General features: G+C 42.6%; 20 protein-coding genes. 13 read left to right on the top strand and 7 right to left on the bottom strand.

Going from position 1 to position 24,733, the window contains the following annotated elements:
* Positions 1-4 precede the first annotated feature (4 nt).
* From tssB to FTU40_RS04620, 9 genes are all read left to right on the top strand, one after another.
* Complete coding sequence (gene tssB, locus FTU40_RS04660; protein WP_180039979.1) at positions 5-514, top strand: type VI secretion system contractile sheath small subunit; 510 nt, start codon at positions 5-7, stop codon at positions 512-514.
* Positions 501-1,982: a type VI secretion system contractile sheath large subunit gene (gene tssC, locus FTU40_RS04655; RefSeq protein ID WP_005096859.1), complete on the top strand. Its 1,482-nt coding sequence runs from the start codon at positions 501-503 to the stop codon at positions 1,980-1,982. Before tssB ends, tssC begins: the two co-directional genes overlap by 14 nt.
* Positions 1,983-2,034: 52 nt before the next feature.
* Positions 2,035-2,538, top strand: a complete 504-nt coding sequence (locus FTU40_RS04650; RefSeq protein ID WP_005096861.1) for a type VI secretion system tube protein Hcp — start codon at positions 2,035-2,037, stop codon at positions 2,536-2,538.
* Between the two features lie 78 nt (positions 2,539-2,616).
* Positions 2,617-3,108, top strand: coding sequence for a type VI secretion system baseplate subunit TssE (gene tssE / locus FTU40_RS04645; RefSeq protein ID WP_005096862.1), 492 nt, complete (start codon positions 2,617-2,619; stop codon positions 3,106-3,108).
* Positions 3,105-4,910 (top strand): type VI secretion system baseplate subunit TssF, encoded by a 1,806-nt coding sequence (tssF, locus tag FTU40_RS04640; RefSeq protein ID WP_180039977.1) that lies wholly within the window; start codon positions 3,105-3,107, stop codon positions 4,908-4,910. Before tssE ends, tssF begins: the two co-directional genes overlap by 4 nt.
* Positions 4,874-5,869, top strand: a complete 996-nt coding sequence (gene tssG / locus FTU40_RS04635; protein WP_180039975.1) for a type VI secretion system baseplate subunit TssG — start codon at positions 4,874-4,876, stop codon at positions 5,867-5,869. The genes tssF and tssG overlap by 37 nt, the downstream gene beginning before the upstream one ends.
* Positions 5,866-7,308, top strand: a complete 1,443-nt coding sequence (locus tag FTU40_RS04630) for a hypothetical protein (protein WP_180039973.1) — start codon at positions 5,866-5,868, stop codon at positions 7,306-7,308. Before tssG ends, FTU40_RS04630 begins: the two co-directional genes overlap by 4 nt.
* 31 nt (positions 7,309-7,339) lie before the next feature.
* The gene (tssM, locus tag FTU40_RS04625) at positions 7,340-11,167 is read left to right on the top strand and encodes a type VI secretion system membrane subunit TssM (RefSeq protein ID WP_180039971.1); all 3,828 of its coding nucleotides are present in this window, start codon (positions 7,340-7,342) and stop codon (positions 11,165-11,167) included.
* A gap of 101 nt (positions 11,168-11,268) precedes the next feature.
* Positions 11,269-12,045: an OmpA family protein gene (locus FTU40_RS04620; protein WP_180039969.1), complete on the top strand. Its 777-nt coding sequence runs from the start codon at positions 11,269-11,271 to the stop codon at positions 12,043-12,045.
* Positions 12,046-12,145: 100 nt separating this feature from the next.
* On the opposite strand, the gene FTU40_RS04615 is transcribed toward FTU40_RS04620, so the two are convergent.
* Positions 12,146-13,480, bottom strand: coding sequence for an ISNCY family transposase (locus FTU40_RS04615; RefSeq protein WP_180039967.1), 1,335 nt, complete (start codon positions 13,478-13,480; stop codon positions 12,146-12,148).
* A 771-nt stretch (positions 13,481-14,251) separates the two neighbouring features.
* Here FTU40_RS04615 and FTU40_RS04610 point away from each other — a divergent pair.
* Positions 14,252-15,121, top strand: a complete 870-nt coding sequence (locus tag FTU40_RS04610) for an SDR family oxidoreductase (protein WP_074382801.1) — start codon at positions 14,252-14,254, stop codon at positions 15,119-15,121.
* Positions 15,122-15,305: 184 nt separating this feature from the next.
* The gene (locus FTU40_RS04605; protein WP_171304258.1) at positions 15,306-15,476 is read left to right on the top strand and encodes a hypothetical protein; all 171 of its coding nucleotides are present in this window, start codon (positions 15,306-15,308) and stop codon (positions 15,474-15,476) included.
* Positions 15,477-15,565: 89 nt separating this feature from the next.
* Here FTU40_RS04605 and FTU40_RS04600 read toward each other — a convergent pair whose 3' ends face one another.
* The 6 genes from FTU40_RS04600 to FTU40_RS04575 form a co-directional block, all read right to left on the bottom strand.
* The gene (locus FTU40_RS04600) at positions 15,566-16,627 is read right to left on the bottom strand and encodes an enoyl-CoA hydratase/isomerase family protein (RefSeq protein WP_005096872.1); all 1,062 of its coding nucleotides are present in this window, start codon (positions 16,625-16,627) and stop codon (positions 15,566-15,568) included.
* 20 nt (positions 16,628-16,647) lie between these two features.
* The gene (locus tag FTU40_RS04595; protein ID WP_180039965.1) at positions 16,648-17,421 is read right to left on the bottom strand and encodes an enoyl-CoA hydratase; all 774 of its coding nucleotides are present in this window, start codon (positions 17,419-17,421) and stop codon (positions 16,648-16,650) included.
* 19 nt (positions 17,422-17,440) lie between these two features.
* Positions 17,441-18,568, bottom strand: a complete 1,128-nt coding sequence (locus FTU40_RS04590; RefSeq protein ID WP_100354840.1) for an acyl-CoA dehydrogenase family protein — start codon at positions 18,566-18,568, stop codon at positions 17,441-17,443.
* A gap of 59 nt (positions 18,569-18,627) precedes the next feature.
* Complete coding sequence (locus tag FTU40_RS04585; protein ID WP_180001365.1) at positions 18,628-20,277, bottom strand: AMP-binding protein; 1,650 nt, start codon at positions 20,275-20,277, stop codon at positions 18,628-18,630.
* 86 nt (positions 20,278-20,363) lie between these two features.
* The gene (mmsB, locus tag FTU40_RS04580; protein WP_180039963.1) at positions 20,364-21,254 is read right to left on the bottom strand and encodes a 3-hydroxyisobutyrate dehydrogenase; all 891 of its coding nucleotides are present in this window, start codon (positions 21,252-21,254) and stop codon (positions 20,364-20,366) included.
* A gap of 11 nt (positions 21,255-21,265) precedes the next feature.
* Positions 21,266-22,795, bottom strand: coding sequence for a CoA-acylating methylmalonate-semialdehyde dehydrogenase (locus tag FTU40_RS04575; RefSeq protein ID WP_180001366.1), 1,530 nt, complete (start codon positions 22,793-22,795; stop codon positions 21,266-21,268).
* 176 nt (positions 22,796-22,971) lie between these two features.
* On the opposite strand from FTU40_RS04575, the gene FTU40_RS04570 reads away from it, so the two are divergent.
* Both FTU40_RS04570 and FTU40_RS04565 read left to right on the top strand, forming a co-directional pair.
* Entirely contained in the window at positions 22,972-23,856 is an 885-nt protein-coding gene (locus FTU40_RS04570; protein WP_005096883.1) for a LysR family transcriptional regulator, read from the top strand.
* A gap of 168 nt (positions 23,857-24,024) precedes the next feature.
* Positions 24,025-24,702 (top strand): type 1 glutamine amidotransferase domain-containing protein, encoded by a 678-nt coding sequence (locus tag FTU40_RS04565; protein WP_074382795.1) that lies wholly within the window; start codon positions 24,025-24,027, stop codon positions 24,700-24,702.
* The last annotated feature ends 31 nt before the right edge of the window (positions 24,703-24,733 follow it).

Genomic DNA, 24,733 nt, shown 5'->3' with positions numbered 1-24,733 from the left:
CATGATGGCTAAGCGTGAAAGTGTACAAAAAAAATTACAACGCATTCGGCCACCGCGTGTGCAATTGACCTACGATGTTGAAGTCGGGGATGGCCGTGAAGTCAAAGAATTGCCATTTGTGGTCGGAGTATTGGGAGACTTTTCAGCAGCCTCTGAACTGAAAAGCAGCAAGCTTAAAGATAAAAAATTTATCAATGTAGACCTCGAAAATATTGATGAGGTAATGCAGTCCTTAGTACCCCGTGCCAGTTTTCAGGTGGACAATAGTTTGACCGAAGAGGGCGGCAAAATTTCGGTAGATCTGATGTTCCATGCTATGGATGATTTCCTGCCGGAACAGGTAGTACAACAGGTTGAACCTTTGCGAAAACTGGTTGAAGCAAGAGAACGTTTAACTGATTTGCGCAATAAGATTTCCAATAATGAACGCCTGGAAGATTTGCTGGATGAAGTTTTAAAAAATACCGACCAAATTCAGAAAATGAGTGTGGAGGCAGACAGTGAATCATTCTAATGCTGCAATTGTCCCAGATGTATCTATTCAGGAATACTCGGTTCTGGATTCTATCGTTGAACGTAGTCGAATTGCCCGTACAGAAGAGGAACATGAACGTGCTAAAAGCCTGATTGGTGAATTGGCCAAGGAGGTTATGGCCGGTACGATTATAGTCTCTGAAAATATGACACTGGCTTTAGATAAACGTATTGCAGAAATTGATGCCTTAATTTCGACTCAGCTCAGTAAGGTTATGCATCACGAACAGTTTCAAAAAATCGAATCTACTTGGCGTGGACTATACTATTTTTGTCAGGAAACGCCATCACATTCTTTAATCAAGATTCGCATGCTGAATACCACTAAAAAAGAACTGGTTAAAGATTTTCAGAGTGCAACTGACTTTGATCAAAGTACATTATTTAAAAAAATATATGAAGAAGAATATGGTTCTTTTGGTGGAGCGCCTTATGCCACTTTAATTGGCGATTTTGAATTTGATCGCACACCGTCAGACCTGTATCTGCTAGAGCAGATTTCACATGTGGCAGCCGCCGCACATGCACCATTTATCTCTGCGGCAAGTCCTTCAATGTTTGGACTGGAAGCTTTTACCGACATCGATCGTCCACGCGATGTGTCCAAAATCTTTGAAACAGCTGAATATGTACAATGGCGTTCATTCAGAGAAAGTGACGATGCCCGTTATATGGCATTGACCATTCCGCGAGTATTAGGCCGTTTACCTTATCATCCGAAAGAAGGTACTGCGACAGCAGGCTTTAACTACGTGGAAGATGTTTCCGGTAAAAATCACAATGAATACCTCTGGATGAATGCTGCTTATGCTCTGGGTACACGGTTAACCAATGCCTTTGACATGCATGGCTGGTGTGCGGCAATTCGTGGTGTTGAAGGTGGCGGTCTGGTCGAAGGTCTGCCAGTACATACATTTAAAACCAATGATGGGGAAGTCATTTTTAAATGTCCGACGGAAATTGCCATTACAGATCGTCGTGAAAAAGAACTCAGTGATCTTGGATTTATTCCGTTGGTACATTGTAAAAATACGGATTATGCTGCCTTTTTCGGCGCTCAATCTACACAAAAACCAAAGAAATATGCAAATGACCTGGCCAATGCCAATTCTGCATTATCAAGTCAAATTCAATATATTATGGCAGTTTCACGTATCGCCCATTATTTAAAAGCCATGATGCGTGACAAGGTGGGAAGCTTTGCATCAGCAGGAAATGTCGAAGCATTTCTAAATGATTGGCTGTCTCAATATGTACTCTTGGATGACGGCGCTTCACAGGAAGCCAAAGCACAGTATCCACTACGTGAGGCTTCTATCAAAGTTGTAGAAAATCCGGCAAAACCTGGACACTACAAGTCTGTGGTCTTTTTGAGACCACACTTTCAGCTAGACGAGTTGTCTGTCTCTTTGCGACTGGTCACTGAGCTGCCGCAGTCAAGCAATTAAAGCTGTTGGCAAAATTATAATAACGTTTATAACAATAGGAAAATTATTAAAAATGAAAGATATTTACGTCCAATTTCGAGGCAAATATAAAGTCGATGGTGAATCTCGTGATTCAGAACATAAAAGCTGGTTAGAAGTGAACTCTTGGTCTCACAATATTCGCCAGCCAAAATCGGCAACCTCTTCCAGTGTAGGTGGTCATACTGCAGAACGGGTTGAACATTCTGACATGATTTTTATGAAAGATCTGGATGCAACCAGCCCAAAACTTTGGGAAGCATGTTCAGCAGGTTATACCTTTGATGAAGTACAAATCGATTTTTATCGAGCGAATGGCGATAAACGCATTAAATATCTACAAATTAAATTAAAACATGTGTTGGTTTCACAAGTGACTCCAGTAGTGAATCAAGAAGGTGTTCCAACAGAAGCTTTTGGTCTGAAATATGCAGCAGTTGAATGGACTTATAATCAACAGGATATTAATGGCACGCAAAAAGGTGCAGTGACCAAGAAATGGTCATTGGCAAATAACACTGCATCTTATGCAGCATAATTTGCTCCTTTAGAGGCTGATCCTGATCAGCCTCTCTCAGAATATTTAAAATAATAAATAAAATTAGAAAATAACAATATGAATTTGGATCAGCTCCATCCTTACGGATTTAGAACAACATTATTTGACCGTCTCTTGCCTCAGAACCTAATGAGTGTACAAGGGCTTTCTTTGCAGGCCTTAAGAGAATCAGTCGCTACTGATCTGGAAGATCTATTAAATAGCCGCATGGCTAATCTGGAGGGCAGGGTTGATCGCTATGATCAGGTCAAAGGTTCCATTCTTCAATTTGGCATTATAGATTTTGTCGGTCTTTCAACGGCGAATCCACTGGATCGGGACAAAATCTGCCGTTCTATTGAGCAGTCTATTCATGTTCATGAACTACGTTTAAAACAAGTTAATGTAGAGATGCTGGTCGATGAGCAGAATATGGGGAGCTTGTGTTTGAGTATCCAAGCTTATTTAAATATTTATCCACTCTATGAGCCGGTGATTTTTGATGCTTTTCTCAACCCCACAACACAACAATACGTGATTTTGCCTAGAACATCAGCAGGTGTGCTGTGATTGAAGAATTATTACCGTATTATGAAAAACAATTACAGGAATTTGGACAACAATCACGAGAATTTGCCAAAAAATATCCGAAAATTGCTCAACGTCTTGCTCTCAATCAGGAGCAAATTGATGACCCGCATATTGAACGATTGATTCAGGCATTTTCACTCATTTCCGCCCGCATTGATAAAAAGTTACATGACAGCTACGAGGTATTCACTCGCTCTATTTTTGAGGTGATGTTTCCGCAGTATCTGAAACCTTTTCCAGCATGTTCAGTGGTCAGTTTTGAGGATTGCAATAAAATCCGACAGCTTAAAAGTAGCCAGCAGATTCCTAAAAAAACTGTACTAAAATCAAAAAGTACCCGTGGAGTACAATGCGAATATCGTACGGTAAAACAGGTTGAACTATTACCCATCGGATTAAAATCGCTCAGTTTTAAAACACATGCTTCGGCACATATTCATTTAAATCAGAACGCAACTCTAATCTTTGGTTTCGAGATTTTTAACCAGCAGCAACGACTGCTAGACCAACAAAAACTGCCGATTTATCTTGATGCAATTTCCAATCTCCCCTTGCAAGTACTGGATTGTATTTTTAAACCCGAGACCTGTTTTTCTATAAACACACAGACCCAAAAGATTGATATTGAAAATCCATTTGAGTTGCAGGGTTTTACTGAGACAGAAAGTGTATTACCAATCGATCAGCATACTCACCATGCTTATCGTTTATTAATTGAGTATTTTTGCTTTCCAGAGAAATTTAATTTTCTTGATTTGAATCTGAATTTTCTAAAAAACCTGAATATAGAAACTACAGAATTTGAATTAAAGATTCACTTTAAAATGAATCTGAATGATCAGGCAATGATCCGAAACTATTCAGAATTAAATAGCGCCAATTTCAAATTATTTGCAACTCCCATAGTGAATTTGTTCCCTAAACAGGCTGAACCACAGAAAATTGATCATCAACGCCTTGAATATTCACTCATAAGTGATATCCATCATCCTGAATATTTTCAGGTCTATGCAATCACTGAGATGAATATATTACGAGAAAAAAATGAAAAAAATCAGATGATTTTTTCAGTCTTACCTTTTTTTGCTATGAGTCATTATCATCAGGCAGATGGGCAGTTTTATTATCATCTACTCCCTGAGGACAATAATAACCGTACAGGACTAAAATATTCCATTATTTCAAAATCTTTAGAACCGCATCAAATTTCATCAGACTTTGTCAGTATCCAGTTACTATGCTGTAATCGGGATCTGCCTTATGAAAGTTACCATAAAGATCAAAACACCTTATCTTTAAATGACAGTAGCTTGATGCGGAAGGCGACCTTAGTCAAAAGACCTAATTTACCCTATTATTTTGATCAAAAACTGCAGGAACAGTGGCGGATTATTTCGCACTTATCATTAAATAATCTATCTTTAATGCAAGGGGATGCGGTCAGCTATATTAAAGAATTACTTGAACTTTATAACTTGCCACAATCCAAAGAAAATCGCCTCATTATTAACTCAATTCAGACTGTACAATTTTCCCTGACGCAGAAACTGCGTGAGCATAAACCGTTTCCACTATTTGTACGTGGTGTCAAAGTTGAAATTCAGATTGATACCGAAATATTTCGGGGAGCTAGTCTCTATATATTTGTGCAGGTTTTAAATCATCTCTTTAATTTAAAGGTTCAGATGAATAGTTATGTAGACATGCACGTTATTGATTCAAAATCAAAACAGGAGTTATACCAATGCGTACAGCAGATTGGTGGCAAAAGGCTTCTGTAGTTGACCGGCTTTATCAACAACCGACCAGCTTTGAATTTATTCAAGCCACGCGATTATTAAGGCATGCGCCTGAACAGAAAAACGAGCAGGAATGGAGTAAAGCCTTTCAATTTATCAGTTCACTGAATCTTAATTTTCCAGTCTCTGAAATTGAATCACTACAAACTCAAGATAAGAAAGTGCAGATGACCAATTTAATTGTTGGGCTAACTGGTATCTTGGGAGAATTGCCTTATATCTATACGGATAAAATTAAACAGGGCACACGGGCACAACGAGAAGAAAGCTTGCATTTTCTGGGATTATTCAATCATAAGCTTACTGCACAATATGTCGATGCCTCTCTGAATTATCACTTAGCCTTACGTTATGAAATTGAGCAGGAAAATCATTATCTGAACCTGCTACATGCTTTGAGTGGCTATATGAGTCAGCAGCATGAACAGCAGAATATAGATGATTATTTTGCTGAATTTTCAGGTTTGATGCAGGGTCAAAATAATACACATTATGCCTTAAACAGCATCCTGTCCTGTATTTTTAAGTTTAACTTTCAGATCAATGAGTTCATTCCAGAAACCTTTCAGCTTAATGAACAGCAAAGAAGCTGTTTGGGAGAATCACGACCGGTTCGGCTGGGAATCAATAGTTTTTGTGGCGAAAGCCTTCAGCAAATTGATGAAAAAATTGAAATTGAAATCGGCCCATTAAAACGTGAAGACTATCTGAATTTTTTATCTGAAGGGATCCATAGTGTCAAATTAAAAAAGATTCTTCAAATCTGGTGTAGCCCAACCTTATTGGTAGATCTTCGGCTGATTCTAGAAAAAGATGAATTATGTTCAGTCCAGCTCGGACAAGCGAATCCTATGGGTTTGGCAAAAGGGGCGGTATTGCTGGCCAATCAGGCCACACATAATACGCAAACTTGTTATAGCCTGATAGGAAGCCTGTCATGATCAAGCCTGTCATTCAGACTTTTGTAGGCTTATTTGTGCTTACGAGTGGTCTTGTCATTTATTACTGGAGAGACATTCAGTACGATCCATCCAATATAGAGTTGACATTGTATTTCGGTATTTTACCTTTACTACTTTGCCTGCTGTTATTTACACCTTATTTGATCTATAAAGCGCTAAAAAAGTATCAGCAAAGAAAACAAAAGCAGCAGGATCAAGCAAATTCATTGGCTCAAATACGCCAGCAAGATTCTGAAAATACAAAAGAACCCTTAAAGCCGATTGAAGATTACCCCCTTAATCTTTTTTCAGCTGCAGCCTGGCACAGTTTTGGTAAAAATGCAGAAATTTTAGAGAAAATGATGCAGTTTAGTAGTCCAGAATTAGACTCCAAATTGCTGAATTATTTTGGTCTGCCGCTATTGGCATATCGTATTCATGCCATAGATTCATTGCTCGAAAAAGACCAGACTGAGCAAGGAATAATGACAAGCTTAAGTGGACGGCGGATTCAACACCTCATTCAAGATCAACTGGAGCAGCATCAGGAAAGCCTGAGCTTAATATCAAGACAGTTAAAACATTCTGCATTATTTTATAATCAGGAGCTGGCTTATCAATATCGAATACATCCGGGATGGACACAGGAAAATTACCAAGAAGATGAGAGTCATATTACACCTCTTACTACCGCACCAGTCGTTCGCTTAAATCGATTGAATCTTCATATTTTGTTAGCCGATCATTTGATTGATGATTGGAATGAAATATATCAGAAACAACTCTTAAGCCAGATTGAGCAGCAATATTCAATAATTCCTGTTCAGATTCATCTCCAGTTGCATTTCTTGCCAGCTGATCGTGCTTATTCCAACTGGTTGAATTTAATACAAGAAAGCGCAGGGCAATCCCATGAGGCCAGTCTTATTATCGTGGCAGATTCTGAAATTGATCAGGACTATCTCAATGATCAACTTTGGCAAAATGAACACTATATTGCGTCAGAATATGCTGCCAGCTGGTGTCTAGCTGCGCCTGAGTTAGAAATTGAAGGAATGATCCCGTTGCAAAGCCTGCAAGTAGCTAAGCATGTCACGCATTTGCAGGAATATCTGGCTCAGCATCAAGTTGATCTCTCTACTCAGCTAGAATGGCCTCAACCTTTTTTAGTTTTATTGGATGAAGTCACGCATTCCAAAAAAATGAAGAAAATACAAAAAAGTTTCGAAAATATTGACTTCGAACCAGATCATGTTGTTTATCCTAAAATTTATTTGGGGCATACGCAGCATTTAGCCACCGTTTTTGCTGCGATGTTGTCAGCACATCTAGTAGACAATGTCATTACAATAACCTATGGCCTACAACAAGAATCTACCTATTTATATTTTACCAATACAAAAAATGATCAACTCAATCAAAGCACATTAGTCGCTTAATTATTTATAAAAATTAAAATAAGAGATAACCGTGAATACACTATTTTATACCGTCTTGGGCTATGTCTGGCAGTACATTGGTAATCCTAAAGCGATGATGGCCTTATCTTTTTTAGTGGTCATTATTTCCATGAAGAATACGGTCGCTGATCGAGTCTTCTGGATTTTACTGTTGGTCTATGCTGCTATTTTAATAGGTTGGGGGATTTATGCATTTATCCAGCGTTATCGGTCTGCTAAACAGGACGAAAAAATTGCAACGGCCTTAGCTCAAAATACCGAGGCTGAAAGCAAGAATAATAAAGCAGAACTTCAGTTAATCAGTCAACAGGTCAAAGAGTCCATCCAGCTGATTCGTAAATCTAAACTGGGCGATTGCAAGGCTAATGCTGCACTCTATGAACTGCCTTGGTATATGGTGATTGGTCATCCTGAAGCAGGGAAAAGTTCTGCCATTTATCACTCAGGTCTACGCTTTCCATTTGAAGCAACCCATCAGAAAATGCGATCTGCCAGGCTCAATGGAACTCGAAACTGTAACTGGTTTTTTTCAACACAGGGTGTGTTGCTGGATACCGCTGGGCGGTATTCGGTCTATCCTGAAGACCATCCGGAATGGCTGGGATTTTTGAATATTCTCAAGAAAAATCGTGCTAAAGCCCCAGTGAATGGATTGATTGTGATGGTCAGTGTGGCCGAACTGGTCAACCAAAGTCCGGAGAAGTCTATGCAACTGGCCAAAAGTCTGCGGGCGCGTATACAGGATCTGACTGAACGTCTAGAGGTATTTGCTCCGGTTTATCTGGTATTTTCCAAGATGGATCTGATTGCCGGATTCACGGAGTTTTTTGATTGTTATCATGAGCAGGAATTTGATCAGGTTTGGGGTGCCACCTTGGCCTATGAACCAGCTTCCAGTGAAAATGCTGTTCAGTTGTTTGAAAAGCATTTCAGTATTTTATATGACGGACTCAAAAATGTAAGTACGACCCACTTAACCCGTCGTCATTCGCAGCAGATATCACCCAGCGTGATGACCTTTCCTTTGGAATTTAAGAGTCTTAAACCAGTATTCAAGACCTTTATTGCAACCTTGTTTCAGGAAAATCCTTACCAATTTAAACCGGTTTTTCGTGGCTTTTATTTTACCAGTGCCTTACAGGAAGGCCAGATTGAAAGTCCAATGACAAAACAGATTGCTAAGGATTTTCATCTGATTCGCAGTGATGATGAAATTGCGCTATCCACTCCATCAACATCCCAGCATCAAGGTTATTTCCTGAAAAGCCTATTTTCTGAGGTCATCCTTAAAGATAAGCATCTGGTAAAGCAGCATATTAATCCGGCACGAAAACGTCAGCGCTTTATGGCTTTTACCGGGGCTTTACTCACAGTATCAATTGTACTGAGTATGTGGATATGGTCTTATCGGAATAACCAGCAGTTAATGGCTGAGGTTCAGGCTGACCTGAATAAGGTGGTGCTGATGCAGCAACAGTCAGGAACTGAACTGGCCACACAAACGGATGCATTATTAATCCTGCAAGCGCATTTACAACAGTTGGATCAATTTGATCAAAGGCTTCCATTCAAGTATCGTTTTGGTCTGTATCAAGGGCATCAGATCCGGGAAAAACTGCAAGCTGAATATTTGAAAGGAATTGAGCAATTAATCTTGCAGCCTACCCAGCAGAGTATTGCGGAATATCTACAACGGATAAAACAGCATTCGGCGACTTTAAAAGAAAATCATATCAATGTACAAGTTCAGCCGGTTGCACAAGTTCAACAACTGGCTTTAGCGCCATCAGACCAAAATCCACAAGATGCCTATAATGCGCTTAAGACTTATTTGATGTTGAGCAACCGCCAATATATAGATTCAAGTCATTTGAGTGACCAGCTGACACGGTTCTGGCAAAACTGGCTTGATCAGCATCAGGGGCAACAGCCACGTACCGAAATGTTGCAAAAGGCCGAACAATTACTCAGCTATGCCATGACTTTGACAGGTTCAAGTTCATTTCCTCTGCTTAATCCTGATACTGTTCTGGTGGAACAGACCCGTCAGGTTTTGTCAGCACTGACGACAGGCGTATCCGCACGTGACCGTGTGTATAACGAAATTAAAATGCGGGCTTCGGTACGTTTTCCAGCCTTAACCATCAAGCAGATGGTAGGGGAAAGTGCTCAAACAATAATGTTGGGAAGTTATGCCTTACCCGGTTTTTATAGCTATCAAGCCTGGAATGATTATGTACAACATGCCATAGATACGGCAGCTCAAAGCTCAACCGAAAGCAAAGACTGGGTATTGAATACCATCCAATCAGATGACCTGAGTTTCAGTGGGAGTCCGGAACAAATTCGACGCCAGCTGACTGAAATGTATAAAAAAGAATATATCAGTGAATGGCGTAAATTTTTAAATGCAATTCATTATGCCAAGACAACCGATTTTAATCAGCATACCCGTCAGATTGATATTCTGAGTGAGCCAGAAAACTCACCCATCCGCAAGGTCATTCAACGTGTAGCCCAAGAAACCAGCTGGGATAATCCTGTGGTGCAAGCTGAATTGGCAGTTCCACAAAAAGGTTTTATTGCCTGGTTTAAACGTAAAGTATTGCAACGTGATGATGTGAAACAGGCACAGAATTCTGCATCACATTTATCTCATGGCGTGATTTCTAAAGATTTTCAGTTGTTTTATCAGATTGTACGCTCGCGAGACGATCTGCAGAACCGGTCGCTGCTAGATGAGTATATGCAGTCGATGGCCAAGGTTCGAAGCCGTTTCAATGATTTAAAAAGTTCTGGCGATATTGGTCCTGCCAGCATGATCTTAGTCAAACAAACCATTGATGAGCAGAACTCTATCTTCAATATCACACAGAAATTTGTCGATGAAAAAATGTCGGTGGGAAGCAATGAGCTGGATCAACAGCTGATTAAAAAATTATTGAGTGTGCCGCTGACACGTTCCTTTGAAAGCCTGATGATTCCGGCCCAGGCTGAAATGAATAAATTATGGCAGATACAGGCCTATCAACCATTTAGTGGAAATTTGGCACAAAAATATCCGTTTAGCAGTCAGGCCAGTTTGCAGGCAAGCTCTCAGGAAATTAATCAGATTTTTGGTGAAAATGGCAGTATTGCACGTTTTGTCAAAGAGCATCTGGATCCTCTGGTGATCCGTCGCGGCTATAGTCTGACTTCAAAAACCTGGCAAGATTTAGGCATTAGTCTAAATCCTGCCTTTATTGCAAGTTTTCAGAATTATGTCGCACCGGTACATGGTCTGGCGACTGGAGAGTTAAACCATACCAATTCAAAAACCGTGAACCTCAATCAATCTAATTTTCAGTTTTATCCCTTAGAACAGTCTCACTTACTAGCGTATACCATTGATATTGATGGACAAAGAATGCTATTTGAAAATGGTGTTCAACAATGGGTGAATTTTATCTGGCCAAATCCTGGCACCATTCCGGGCGCGCGAATCACAGTAATTGATCTGGAAGGGAAGACCCATACCATATTTGATGAACCAGGTGAATATGGCATCAACCGCATGATTGATAATGCACAACGTACTCAAAAAGGCAATATTTTTGAAATGGTGTGGCGCAGCAAAGATTATCCTGAACTATTTGTGAAGACCCATTTCCGACTGGTGAGTGGTAATAATTCAAGTTCTATCGGAGGTCAGCCAAATTATAGCAATTTGCAACTGGTAGATCAGATCGTCTCGAATAAATCGGTACGTGTGGTCGCTGCACAGCGTACTGCGGTGTCTGGACAAATAAATCAAACATCTATGCTTCCGGTAGGAAAAACAGGAGCGACGACGCCATGATCTTTTTAATCCAAAATAAATAAATAAATAAATAAATGAATGTCAGATGAGCTTAACTCACGATATTAAACTATAAAAAACACATGGGGTAGAAACCTGAAATGAAAATAAAAAAAACCTGCTTAAAATTGAATTATATAAATAAAATCATAATTTTATTATCTATATGTTTAGGCGGCGGCGTACAGGCCCAATCCATTATTGTTGAAGGTGTTGTACCGAATGACAGCACACAACAGGAAATTTTGAATAAACTCTATGCAACTTATGGCCAGAAAAGTGTGATAAATCGCATTCAGATCCGTCAAGTGACAGCACCAATTGGATGGTCGAATGCGGTAAATAATGTGATTAATGATGATCTTAAAAAGGTAAAACAAGGTAAATTAACGGTCAAAGGGTCTAATATTCAGTTGATTGGTAAGGTTTTGAATCTTCATGAAATGGATATCACTACTAAAAAGTTTCAAGGTTTAATACCAGCAAATTATCATTTAAATGCACAGCTCACTGTAAATCAGGCAGAACAGCAGATTATTGATGCGGTATTAAAGAATCGCATTGTTGAGTTTGAATCTGGTAGTGCGGTACTGGCAGCGTCCGGTGCAAAGATTCTGGATGAAATGGTCATAGCTTTAAATAAGGTGAGCGGAAAGAAGGTACGGATTATTGGACATACTGATAGTTCCGGTGATGCCAACAAAAATATAGTACTGAGTCAACAGCGCGCAGAAGCCGTAAAGAATTATTTAATCAGTAAAAATATAGCAGCTGAAAATTTAAGTGTTGATGGTTTAGGATCAACTCAACCTATAGCTAATAATTTAACAGCTGAAGGTCGTAAGAAAAATCGCAGGATTGAATTTGAAGTGCTTTAAAGCCTAGGTTGCTTGAGCATCATATCTATTTGTGGCTTACACCTGGTGTTATTCACCAATTAAAATGTCTATGCGATAAACCATTTAAAATGTCCTGTTTTTAACCACAAGAGTCAAGCACAGGATTTAAATTTCTTTGTCCAATAACAGCTTTCTGAGCTTTACGGCTCGGCATACTTTTCTTGGCACGGGAACGTTTATTCTGTTTCTCCAATTCTTCATGTTGTTGCTGGATATGCGCCAGGACTGAACCTAACCGTTTATTCTCAACAATCTCATTTTGCTGCAGCCCAGCCAATTTATTGAAGATGCTGTAGTTGAGCTTTCGTCCTTCATGCATGAGGGCCACAGTGCCATCCGGATACTCCAGAAATGAAATGTATTGCCCAGCAAGCTTATGATTCAGCTCTGTCGGTTCAAGCAGATAAATACATTTGTCATAGGTAATCGTCAGGTTCTTGGTGACCTTACGCGGTTCCTGCCAGGTAAAAATATCATCTAATTCCTCAGCTGTTTCGGTGGCAGAGCGGTGTAAGTTCTTAGGATTAAAGGCCATCTTTGCAAACTTGAGATTGAACTGCTCAATAAAGCAGGGCAACCAGGCATTTGCTTCTGCAATCGAACAGATGCCTTCCAGGCGCATCTCCTTGATCAAACGGTCCTGAAGGGTTCTATTCGCTCGCTCTACGCGACCTTTGGCCTGGGGTGAATTGGCGAAGATAATATCAATGTTTAACTCATTCAGAATCCGCCCAAATTGCGTGATCTGGCTGTCTTGCCTGGATTTCTGGTTGACTCTAAATACCGAGTGTTTATCGCTATAAAAGGCCAAGGGCTTGCCGTATTGCTCAATGTAGGCTCGGGTTGAAAGCATATAGTCAAAGGTCGTTTCAGCCTCACAAAAGCGTAGATGCAACAGCTTGCCGGTAGCATCATCGATATAAACCAGCAAACAGCACTTAGCAGCGCGTCCTTCAAACCAGTCATGATATGAGCCATCAATCTGGATCAGCTCACCGAAGCAATCACGGTTATAGCGTGGCTGGTATGGGCGTTTTAGACGTTTGGATCGCGGAATCCAAAGGTCATTTGCAGTCATCCAGCGCCGAACCGTTTCTACCGGGATATTCAGGTCAAACATGCTGCTGAGCTTCTCATGCGCCAAGGTAGGTCCAAAGCCCAGCAGATGTTCAGAAATAATGGAAAGACATTGCGATTTTAATAAATCGTCATGGCGATGATGGCCCGGTTGACCACGACTGGCATGCGTCATGCCTGAAACACCATCTTGATTGAGCTTCTGCAATAACCGGGTAATTTGACGGGTGGAAAGATTCAGGATTTCAGCAGCACGGACTTGGGTAATACGATGATCTCGAACGTCTTGCAGAACTGCAAGACGTTGAATTTCTTTGTCAGACATAGTGATCAGCATCTATATTTTATATCCAGTCCATGGTGATAAAAACCATCATAAACCAGACATTTTTATTGGTGAGAATATAGACACTTTAAATGGGTTCTAACAGACTGATTTCGTATAATGTATATTATGTTAAATAGAATATCCAAGACTGTGGCCTACGCAACCTCAGTTGTTGCCACAGCTCAGCATCGTGAATCTGCAAAATTATATTCACGATGCTGAGTATCCTAATGAACATATTTTCTGTCATAGCTAATTTGATTTTGAGAATCTGCGGATAACTTTTTATTATCAGAAGACATAATCAATTACCCCAAACAACGTGTTAAATGAAAAGAGATATAGTTTGCAATATTGCTGCTTTTTAAGCTTTGCAATATCTAAAGCATTTTTTTGCTATTTGTTAATTAGATAATTTCACAAAAGTTTTATCTACTTGCTCTTTAGATAAATTTTAATGAATATAATAATTACTAATTTATTCAATAATTTCAGATGTTTGATTAAATATAAAGCTATATCCTAAAAGGACATAAAAGCTATGATAGAAATGGTTACTCAAAATGTGATAGATAGAATGCTGTAAACCATAGGCGGTATTCTGTTCTATTAAGATTTAGACAATGGCGGTATCTAGTTTTACTTAAAATCATGTCAATCACAGCTCTATGAATAATTGATAAATCTCGAATGCATTCTGTTATTAAATGTTGAGACCGAATGCATAAAGCTAGAAAGCCTCTAAGATATTTCTAAACTTTGTACAGAAAAAGGGAAAACATGAATAACTATCCTGAAACCCCTGCTTCAACTGAAACTCAAGATCATCAACCTGGTGTGCAAACCAAAATGGATCCTGCACCGGAAGTCATCAAACCGAATTATAAAGGTAGCGATAAACTTAAAAGTAAAATCGCCCTGATCACAGGTGGCGATAGCGGTATAGGTCGGTCAGTCTCGGTCTTGTTTGCCCGTGAAGGTGCTGATATTGTGATTTGTTATCTGGATGAAGATCAGGATGCTCAAGATACCAGAAAGATGGTAGAGGATGCAGGACGGCGTTGTTTACTGATCAAGTGTGATTTACAAGATCAAGATGAAATCAAGAAAATGGTTGAGCAGACGCTTCAGGAATTTAAAACCATTAATATTCTGGTCAATAATGCCGGGGTTCAATATCCGCAAAAAAGTATTAGCGATATTTCTCCTGAGCAACTTTTTAAGACCTTTAATGTGAATATTCTGTCGATGTTTCACTTGACTCAGGCTGTGATTCCGCACATGCAAGAAGGTGACAGCATTATTAATACCACCAGTATTACCAGTTATCATGGACATGATGAACTGATTGATTACTCAAGTACCAAAGGTGCCATCACCACATTTACCCGCAGTCTTTCCACCAGTTTGTTAAAAAATAAAACCGGGATCCGGGTCAACGGCGTAGCACCCGGCCCCATCTGGACTCCCCTCATTCCAAGCAGTTTTGATGAAGAACAGCTCAAAGAGTTCGGTAAACAGACACCCATGGGTCGGATGGGCCAGCCTAGTGAAGTCGCACCAGCGTATTTATTTCTAGCGAGTGAAGAAGCCAGTTATATTTCCGGTCAAGTCATTCATGTTAATGGAGGCAGTATCATTAACGGTTAATTAGAATTTGAAGATAACAGTCAGTGAGAACCGTTATCTTCATTCATTTATTCTTCAGGTTTTCTATCACTTAAAAGATGCTGGTTTTATAAAATAATTTCAACAAATACATGACAGATATTTACCGCCATAGAAACAGGTCATTGTTATAGTAATTTCAGCCAACCTTGATGAGGACAGCAATATGCCTAGAGGTGACAAATCAGCCTATACCGATAAACAAAAACGGCAGGCCGAACATATTGAAGAAAGCGAAAAAGAACGCGGTCATTCTGAGGAGGAAGCCGAACGTATTGTCTGGTCTACTGTCAACAAGCAAGATGGCGGTGGCAAGAAAAGGAAAAAATCCCATTAATAATAGTAAGTTAGGGTAAAATCCTATGTTGAAAGCTCGGCGAAAAACCCTCTCATTACTGCGTATGAGAGGGTTTTTAATCTGAATCTTTAATATGTATTTTCTACGCGCTGTTGAGTCCAAACCGGCCAGAGTTTTTCCAGCGTTTTTTCAAATTTCGAATTATCGGTTTGCCATTGTGGATTTTTATCTTTATCAATAATCAGTGCACGTACACCTTCAATAAAGTCGCCTTGCTCCAACCAGACATCCTGTAGATCTCGCTCCAGTTGCATACATTTTTCCAGCGATAAGTTTTGTCCGGCCTGCTGTAACTTCAGACTCGTTTGCTTGGCCATGACTGGACGTTGCTGCAAGATGACCAGCATTTTATTGGCCCACTCCTGATCGGTGGCGCTACTTGCATGTGCCAAACTCTGTTCGATCTCATCGAGGTTTGGATGGCCAAAATGCTGACTAATCAGATCTGCACGTTTTTGCAACTCGCTTTCTACCGGATGGGTAATGTACGCACTGATGATTTTTTGGATTTCAATCTGATTTAATACCGGTGCAGCAATCAATGCGGTTTCCAGTTCAGCAAAATTTTCACTCGGTACATGATAATCGACCAGATCCAGATATAGCGCATCACTGCTGCTGATCTGCTCCCCTGTCAACGCCATATAAATGCCTACATCATCCAGTCGGGAGAGAAAGTGGGTGGCTCCCACATCCGGGAAAAATCCAATCGCGGTTTCTGGCATGGCAAAGCGTGATTTTTCACTGCTCACTTTAATATGACAGGCTTGAGCCAGACCAAAGCCGCCGCCCAGAACATAACCATCCATCATCACGATGACAGCCTTTGGAAAATTGCGCAGTGTGCTCAGCATGCTATATTCAGTGGCAAAAAAATCCTGATATTGGGTATTGCCTGCCTGATAGCTGTCATACAGATAACGGATGTCTCCTCCGGCACAGAATGCCTTGGGACTGTTAGAATTGATCAGAATCGCTTGCACCGCTGGATCATGGCGCCACTGATCTAGTTGTGACTGAATCCCTTGAATCATCCGCAGGGTTAAGGCATTTAAATGACTGGTGCGGTCCAGGCTGATAATGCCTAAACGTCCTTGTACCCGAATCGCTAAATTATTTTCATCACTCATTTTATTTTCCTATTTTTGTTTTATTGATGGGTGAATTTGGCTGGGCGTTTTTCGACAAAAGCCTGCATGCCTTCCTTTTGATCAGCACCGGCAAAAATGGAATGGAATACCCGTCGTTCAAAGCGTAGACCTTCGGCCAGACTGACTTCAAAAGCCCGATTAATTGATTCTTTAATCATCATCACGGCCGTAAGCGACTTTTCAGCAATTTTTTCGGCAGCTTGCAGGGTTTGTTCTAGCAACTCTTCTTTGGCAAAGACACGTGCCACTAACCCACTTTGCTCGGCTTCTTGCGCGCCCATGTGACGTGCAGTCAGGCACATTTCCATGGCTTTGGCTTTACCTATCGCCAAGGTTAAACGTTGGGTTCCGCCAATGCCGGGCAATACCCCTAAGGTGACTTCAGGCAAACCGAATTTTGCATTATCAGCGCAGTAAATAAAATCGCACATTAAGGCCAATTCACAACCACCGCCCAAGGCATAGCCACTCACCGCAGCAATTAAGGGCTTACGGCGCTGGGCGATCCGGTCGGCCAGACTGAAAAAATCATCCAGATAAATTTGCGGAAAGTTTAAATCTGCCATTTCTTTGATATCTGCACCTGCAGCAAAGGCTTTTTCCGAACCAGTGATGACAATACAGCCAATCTGCGGGTCTTTTTCCAGCTGATCCAGCGCCTGATTCACCTCAACGATCAATTGATTATTCAAGGCATTTAAGGCTTGTGGACGATTTAAAGTAATCAGCCCGACCCCGTTACGCTGTTCGAGTAAAATAGTTTGCCATTGCATGATAAAAATCCCTTTAAAATTATAAACTACGTGCAATTACCAGACGCTGAATATCGCTGGTGCCTTCATAAATCTGACAAATACGCGCATCGCGATAAATGCGTTCAATCGGAAAGTCTTTCAGATAACCGTAACCGCCAAAAATCTGCAGCGCTTTGGAACAGACACGTTCTGCCATTTCCGAAGCAAAGAGTTTGGCCATAGAGGCTTCGGTTAAACAGTTTTCACCTGCTTCCTTTTTACGTGCAGCAAAATGGACCAGTTGTCGCGCCGCTTCAATTTCGGTGGCCATGCTGGCCAGCCTGAACGAAATCGCCTGCTGTTCAAAAATCGGTTTGCCAAAGGCCACGCGATCATGTGCATAAACAGTCGCTTCTTCCAATGCAGCGCGGGCCAGACCCACTGCTTGTGCGGCAATACCAATCCGTCCACCTTCCAGATTGGCCAAGGCAATTTTTAAGCCTTCACCTTCTGCACCGAGTCTTAAACTTTCATGAACGCGGACATCGGTTAAAGCAATCTGACAGGTATCCGAAGCATGCAGACCGAGTTTTTCTTCGACCCGAATCACTTCATAACCGGGCGTGTCGCGCGGCACTAAAAATGCACTCATGCCTTTTTTTCCCGCAGTTGGATCGGTCACGGCAAAGACAATAATCATCCCGGCATTATGACCCGAGGTAATAAACTGTTTGGCGCCATTGATAATGTAGTGATCGCCATCTTTCACGGCCCGGGTTTTAATCGCTGCAGCATCCGATCCGGTATGCGGTTCGGTCAGGGCGAAGGCACCAATCATTTGCCCTTGAGCCAAAGGTTTTAGAAACTGCTGCTTTTGCTGTTCCGTTCCAAACTTGAGAATCGGCACACAACCCACCGAGTTGTGTACGCTCATGATGGCGGACGTTGCACCATCTGCCGCTGCCACTTCTTCGAGGGCCAGTACATAAGCCAGCGTGCCTGTACCTGAACCGCCCCACTCTTCTGGAATCAGCATGCCTAAAAAACCTAGCTCACCCATTTGAGACAAGGTCTGTTTAGGAAATATGCCTTTTTGATCCCACTCGCCGGCAAAAGGTTTAATCTGTTCCTGAGCGAAGCTTTTGGCCATATCCTGAATCAGTTGTTGCTCTTCCGTAAATTGCATGGATGCTTCCTTCAATCTCTTTATTTAATATTTTTATTCAATCTGCTGGCTTTGGCTAGTTATGCGGTCTTTACCTGCTGCTTGTTGATTTCCTGATTACGCAGTAAGAAACGCTGAATCTTGCCACTCGGGGTTTTTGGCAATTCTGTGACGAATTCAATCAGGCGCGGATAGGCATGCGCAGACAAACGCTTTTTCACAAACTGGCCTAGTTCTTCTTCCAGATGAGATGAAGCTGCAAAGTTATTCGCCAGAATCACAAAGGCTTTAATCACTTCGGTACGTTCAGGATCAGGCACGCCAATGACGGCGGCTTCGATCACCGCATCATGTTCTAGCAAGGCACTTTCCACATCAAATGGGCCAACCCGATAGCCTGAGGTGGTAATGACATCATCACTACGTCCAACAAAGCTCATACTGCCATCAGCATGAATTTCCGCGGTATCACCGGTTAAATAGTAATGTCCAACAAAGGGCGATTTACGGCTTTCTTCATAACCCGAGAACCACATCATTGGGGATTGACTGATATCCACTGCCAGGACGCCCGGAACGTCAGCCGTTAATTCATGACCTTGTTCATCGACGACTGCAATCCGGTAACCCGGGCTGGCAAAGCCTGCCGAACCTGAACGGACCGGATGTTGTAGCGCATGATGATTACACACCACCATCCCGACTTCAGTCTGGCCATAATGGTCATAAATTGGCACATCCAGCACCTCTTTAAACCAGCGGATCACTTCCGGGTTTAAAGGTTCTCCAGCACTGCTGACCACGCGCAACTTGCCCCGTAGCTGTGCCATCTGTTCAGCATCTGCTGCCATCATCATGCGGTAAGCGGTCGGCGCACCGGCCAGATTGGTAATACCATATTGCTTGACAATGTCGCAGACACTTTCGGCATTGAAACCACCCTCATAAAACAGGGTCGAGTGTCCGAGCAATAACGGGCCGGTAATCCCATAGTACAAGCCATAAGCCCAGCCCGGATCAGCAATATTCCAGAAAGCATCATTTTCGGTTAGACCGATGGCATTGTGCATATAGCCGGCAAAAGCAATCAGGGCTTTAAGTGGAACTTTTAAGGGCTTGGCCGGTCCAGTGGTTCCAGAGGTAAACATCAATAAAAATGGCTCATCGATACTGAGCATTTCCAGTTCACAACCTTCAGCCTGGCGATTTAACACAGTCCAAAAACTGAGGTCCTGTGGATAACGCTCTGCCTCGGTTTCAACATGTACAGTGACGATCGTGGGACAAGCGCTAAGATCGGATAGTTTCTCCCGATTCGCCAGATCAGTCACTACCAGCTTGCTTTGCGCCAGCTGAATGCGATGTTCAATGGCTTTGGGACCAAAGGCAGTAAATAAAGGTTGATACACTGCACCAATCCGCCAGGTCGCTAAAATGGTAATGATCAGCTCTGGAGTCCGCGGTAATAATCCGGAAACGCGGTCGCCTTTGCCAATGCCTTGAGATTTTAAAAAGTTGGCAAACTGGCTGGAATATTTCTTGAGTTCGCGAAAACTATACTGTTCTTTGCGGCCATCTTTACCGTACCAGTGTAAAGCAATTGCATCGGAGTCAGCATGGCGGTCGCAACATTCATAACAGGCGTTCAGCGCCTGCATCGAACCGGACAGATACTGCTTTGCCACTGCATCTAAATCAAAATTTTCAATTGTTTTTTGATAATCTAACATGTTAAACCTCAGCCTGAATTTATCGTTATTACTGACAAGGTATTGTTGATGAAGCGAATCCTTGCTCCATCTGGATATTTTAAGTTTTAAGCAGGTGGCGTGGTGTATTGATGCATGATGCTGGAAAAATCCAGATGCGCATCCCCTTCCTGACAAAGCTGTTGATAGAGTTTCTGCACCATGCTACCCAGAACCACCGGTTGGTCCACCTGTTGCGCTGCATCGACAGCCAGGCCCAAATCTTTAAGCATCAGCTGTGCTGCAAAACCATCGGTATAACCCCGTGATGACGGTGCATTGGCACAGATATCCGGCCAGGGATTATAGATTTCAGAACTCCAGCAACGTCCGGTGGAACTATTGATTACCCCGGCTAGTGCTTGCGGATCAATTCCCAGTTTGGCCCCAAGTGCCATGCCTTCTGCAACAGCAGTCATGGAAATCCCCAGAATCAGGTTATTACAGATTTTTGCAACCTGTCCTGTTCCCACCGCACCACAATGCACCAGATTTTTGCCCATACAGCCAAGGACCGGTTTTACGGCCTCAAAGGTGGCATCGTCTGCACCCACCATAAAGGTCAAGGTACCGTCTTTGGCGCCCAAAGTCCCGCCAGAGACTGGCGCATCGCAGACGCGAATCTGTCTGGCCTGCGCTGCTGCAGCAACTTCCTGAATGGTTTGCGGGTCAATGGTACTGCTGTCGACACACAAACTGCCCGCCTGAAGCACGTTCAGAATACCGTGCTCACCGAGATAAACTTCACGTACATGCTTGGCTGCAGGTAACATGCTGACCACAAAATCTGCCTGTTTTGCGGCCGTTTGTGGACTGTCACAAACGATACCACCCGCTTCGGCAAAATGCTGTAAAGCGACTTCACTCAAGTCATAACCAAAAACCTGATGTCCTGCCTTGAGCAGGTTCTGCGCCATCGAGCCACCCATGTTGCCCAAACCAATAAATGCAATCTTCATGCTGATGCTCCTTAGCGCAGGCTAATCGTGGTATTGACGCCTGTGGTTTCCTGATCATCTTCAAACCAGCGGCTGGTAATGGTTTTGGTCTGGGTATAGAACTGCACTGCCTGCTTGCCATAAGGACCTAAATCCCCCAGTTTTGAACCACGCGAACCGGTAAAGCTGAAGAACGGCACAGGTACAGGAATTGGAATGTTAATACCGACCTGACCGATATCAATCTGGTGCTGGAATGTGCGTGCAGTATTGCCATTTTGAGTAAAGAGTCCAACGCCGTTACCGAATGGATTGGCATTAATCAGCTCAATCGCTTGTTCTAAAGTATCAACATGTATGATCGCCAGTACCGGACCGAAGACTTCTTCCTGATAAATGCGCATATCGGTCGTGACCTGATTAAAAATCGTTGGTCCGACAAAATTGCCTTTTTCATAACCCTGAACATTCACATCACGACCATCCAGCAGCAGTTCAGCGCCTTGTTCAACGCCACTGTTAATTAAGTCGATGACACGCGCTTTGGCACGGGTCGAAATCACTGGCCCAACATCAGTATTCGGTTCATGGCCTGCATTAACTTTCAAAGTTTTGGTTTTATTAACCAGTTCATCGACCCAGTGCTTGGTGTCCCCGACCATCACGGCCACCGAAAGCGCCATACAACGCTGACCGGCTGCACCAAATGCTGCACCGACCAACGCATTTAAGGTCTGTTCTTTATTGGCATCCGGCATCACCACGACATGGTTTTTCGCGCCCATCATCGACTGTACACGTTTACCGTGCTGGCCGGCCAGATTGTAGACATGCGTACCCACAGCGGTTGAACCGACAAAGGAAATGGCTTTGATGTCACGATGGGTACACAGCAGATCCACCACTTCTTTACCGCCATGCACTACATTCAGCACACCAGCAGGTACGCCTGCCTCAATTGCCAGTTCCACCAGCATCATGGTCGATAGCGGATCCTGTTCCGAGGGCTTTAAGACAAAGGTATTACCGCAGACAATCGCCATCGGGAACATCCACAGTGGAATCATCGCCGGAAAGTTAAACGGCGTAATTCCCGCACAAACACCGAGTGGTTGCTGCAAGGTATAGGTATCGACCCCACGTGCCACACCTTCAACATATTCACCCATTTGTAGTGAACCAATAGAACAGGCATGCTCCACCACTTCTAAGCCACGCTGAATGTCACCTTCGGCATCAGCCAGGGTTTTGCCCTGTTCCGCCGTTAATACTTGGGCAATACTTTTTAAGTTAGTACGAATCAGATCCTGCAGCTTCAACATAATCCGCATACGTGCCTGAATCGGGGTTTGGCGCCAGCTGGCAAAGGCATTTTGTGCGGCAGCAATCGCGGCATTGACTTCTTCTGCAGTTGCAAATGGTACCTGACCCAAAACTTCTTGAGTGGCAGGGTTGATAATATCTTGCCAATGACTGGTTTTTGATTCGACAAATTCACCATTAATGAGGAGTTTTGCGGTGGTGAATCCGGTACTTTGCTGTGGATGATGAATGGCGTTCATGGTCGCTCCGTGCTGGTTTGTTATTGTCGTTGTGTCTGCCTTTACTGGCTGTTTTAAACGTATTATTTTTACGCTGTTTCAGTAGACTAACAAAGAACACTTTGACCACCAATAGAAATTGATGCACGATAGATGTGCAAATATGCACAGGGATTTAACAGGATGTTAAATAGAAGATGAAAGTAGATTGGGATCATTTACGTTTCTTTTTGGTTTTGGCACGTGCTAAAACACTCACCAATGCAGCACGCTTGATTGGGGTGGAACACAGTACCGTGGCACGGCGGATTCAGGCGCTGGAAAATACCCTCGGCACGCAACTGTTTAAACGCGAAGCGACAGGGTATGAGCTGACCTCGGAAGGTCTGGCATTGGTGCCGCGTGTGGAACTGATGGAACAATCCTTTATCCAGATTGACAAACGCAACGATCCCTTGCAAGGCCGGGTGCGGATTGGTGCACCAGAAGGTTTTGGTACGGCATTTTTAGCGCGCTTACTGGCCGAGTTCTCCCAGCACTACCCTTTGCTGACCATTGACCTGATTCCGGTGCCGAAAGCGATCAAACTTTCGCATCGTGAAGCCGATATTGTAATTGCGATTGACCGGCCCAAATCGGGCCCCTATATCATTACCCGTCTGTCGAATTACTGTCTAAAACTGTATGGCAGTCAGCATTATTTACAGAAAAATCCGCAAATTAAAAAACTGGAAGACCTCAAGCAGCACCGTTTTGTCGATTATATTGATGATCTGGTCTATAGCTCGGCCCTGTATTCGCTGGAACGTTTACCGCTGCAATTGACTGCCTGTTTTCGCAGTAACAGTATTCTGGCCCAGCAAATTGCGGTCAGTGCCGGTGCCGGGCTAGCTATTTTACCGAAATTTTTGGCCCATGATAAAAGCGAACTGCAACAGGTTCTGGGCGATCAGGTCAGTTTTACCCACACTTTCTGGATGCTGACGCTGGTCGATCTGCAACACGAACCGAAAATTAAACTGGTCTGGGATTTTCTGCGTAAACAGGCGGACCTTCAGCAAGACCTGTTAATGGGCAGATAATTGCGCTTAAAAAACTGTTCGCTTCATAGATGCAGCCTTAAGTTAATTCAACTCAAACACAAACGTATCGATACAGCAAATGAACGTATCACAACATTCCTGATGCCCGCGACTTGTTAAATTAACAAGCAGCCATTCGCAATATTTAATGAGATACAGGAAAATAACATGAAAATTCTGATCGTTCTGACTTCACATGACACGCTTGGCGATACCGGAAAGAAAACCGGATTTTGGCTGGAAGAGCTGGCTGCACCTTACTATAGCTTTGTTGATGCAGGTGCAGAGCTAATTCTGGCTTCTCCTGCGGGTGGCCAGCCGCCTTTAGACCCAAAAAGTAATGAACCGGATGCACAGACTGAAACCACCAAACGTTTTGAAGCAGATGAAGTGGCCATGCAGCAGCTTGCCAATACACATAAATTAAGTGAAGTCTTAAATCAGGATTTTGATGCCGTGTTCTATCCCGGTGGTCATGGTCCATTATGGGATCTAGCCGAAGACCAGAACTCTATTTCCTTGATTGAGCAGACTTTACAGGCCAATAAACCTGTGGCATTGGTTTGTCATGCGCCGGGCGTACTTCGTGATGTTCAAGATGCTGAAGGTCGCTCGATTGTCGAAGGTAAATCGGTCACCGGTTTCAGTAATAGCGAAGAAGACGGCGTGGGCCTGACCGATATTGTACCATTTTTAGTTGAAGACATGCTCAAAGAAAAAGGTGGCCAATATTCCAAAGCTGAGGATTGGCAGGTTTATGTCCAAGAAGATGGTCTGCTCATTACCGGACAAAATCCTGCCTCTTCGGCTGCGACAGCTGAAGCTTTATTGAAGTTATTAAAATAACGCGATAAATCAATTTAAGGTTTGGCTTCCC

The sequence above is a fragment of the Acinetobacter sp. YH12100 genome, from assembly GCF_013419135.1.
Lineage (GTDB): Bacteria > Pseudomonadota > Gammaproteobacteria > Pseudomonadales > Moraxellaceae > Acinetobacter > Acinetobacter pseudolwoffii.
This window is presented reverse-complemented; position numbering and strand designations above follow the sequence as displayed.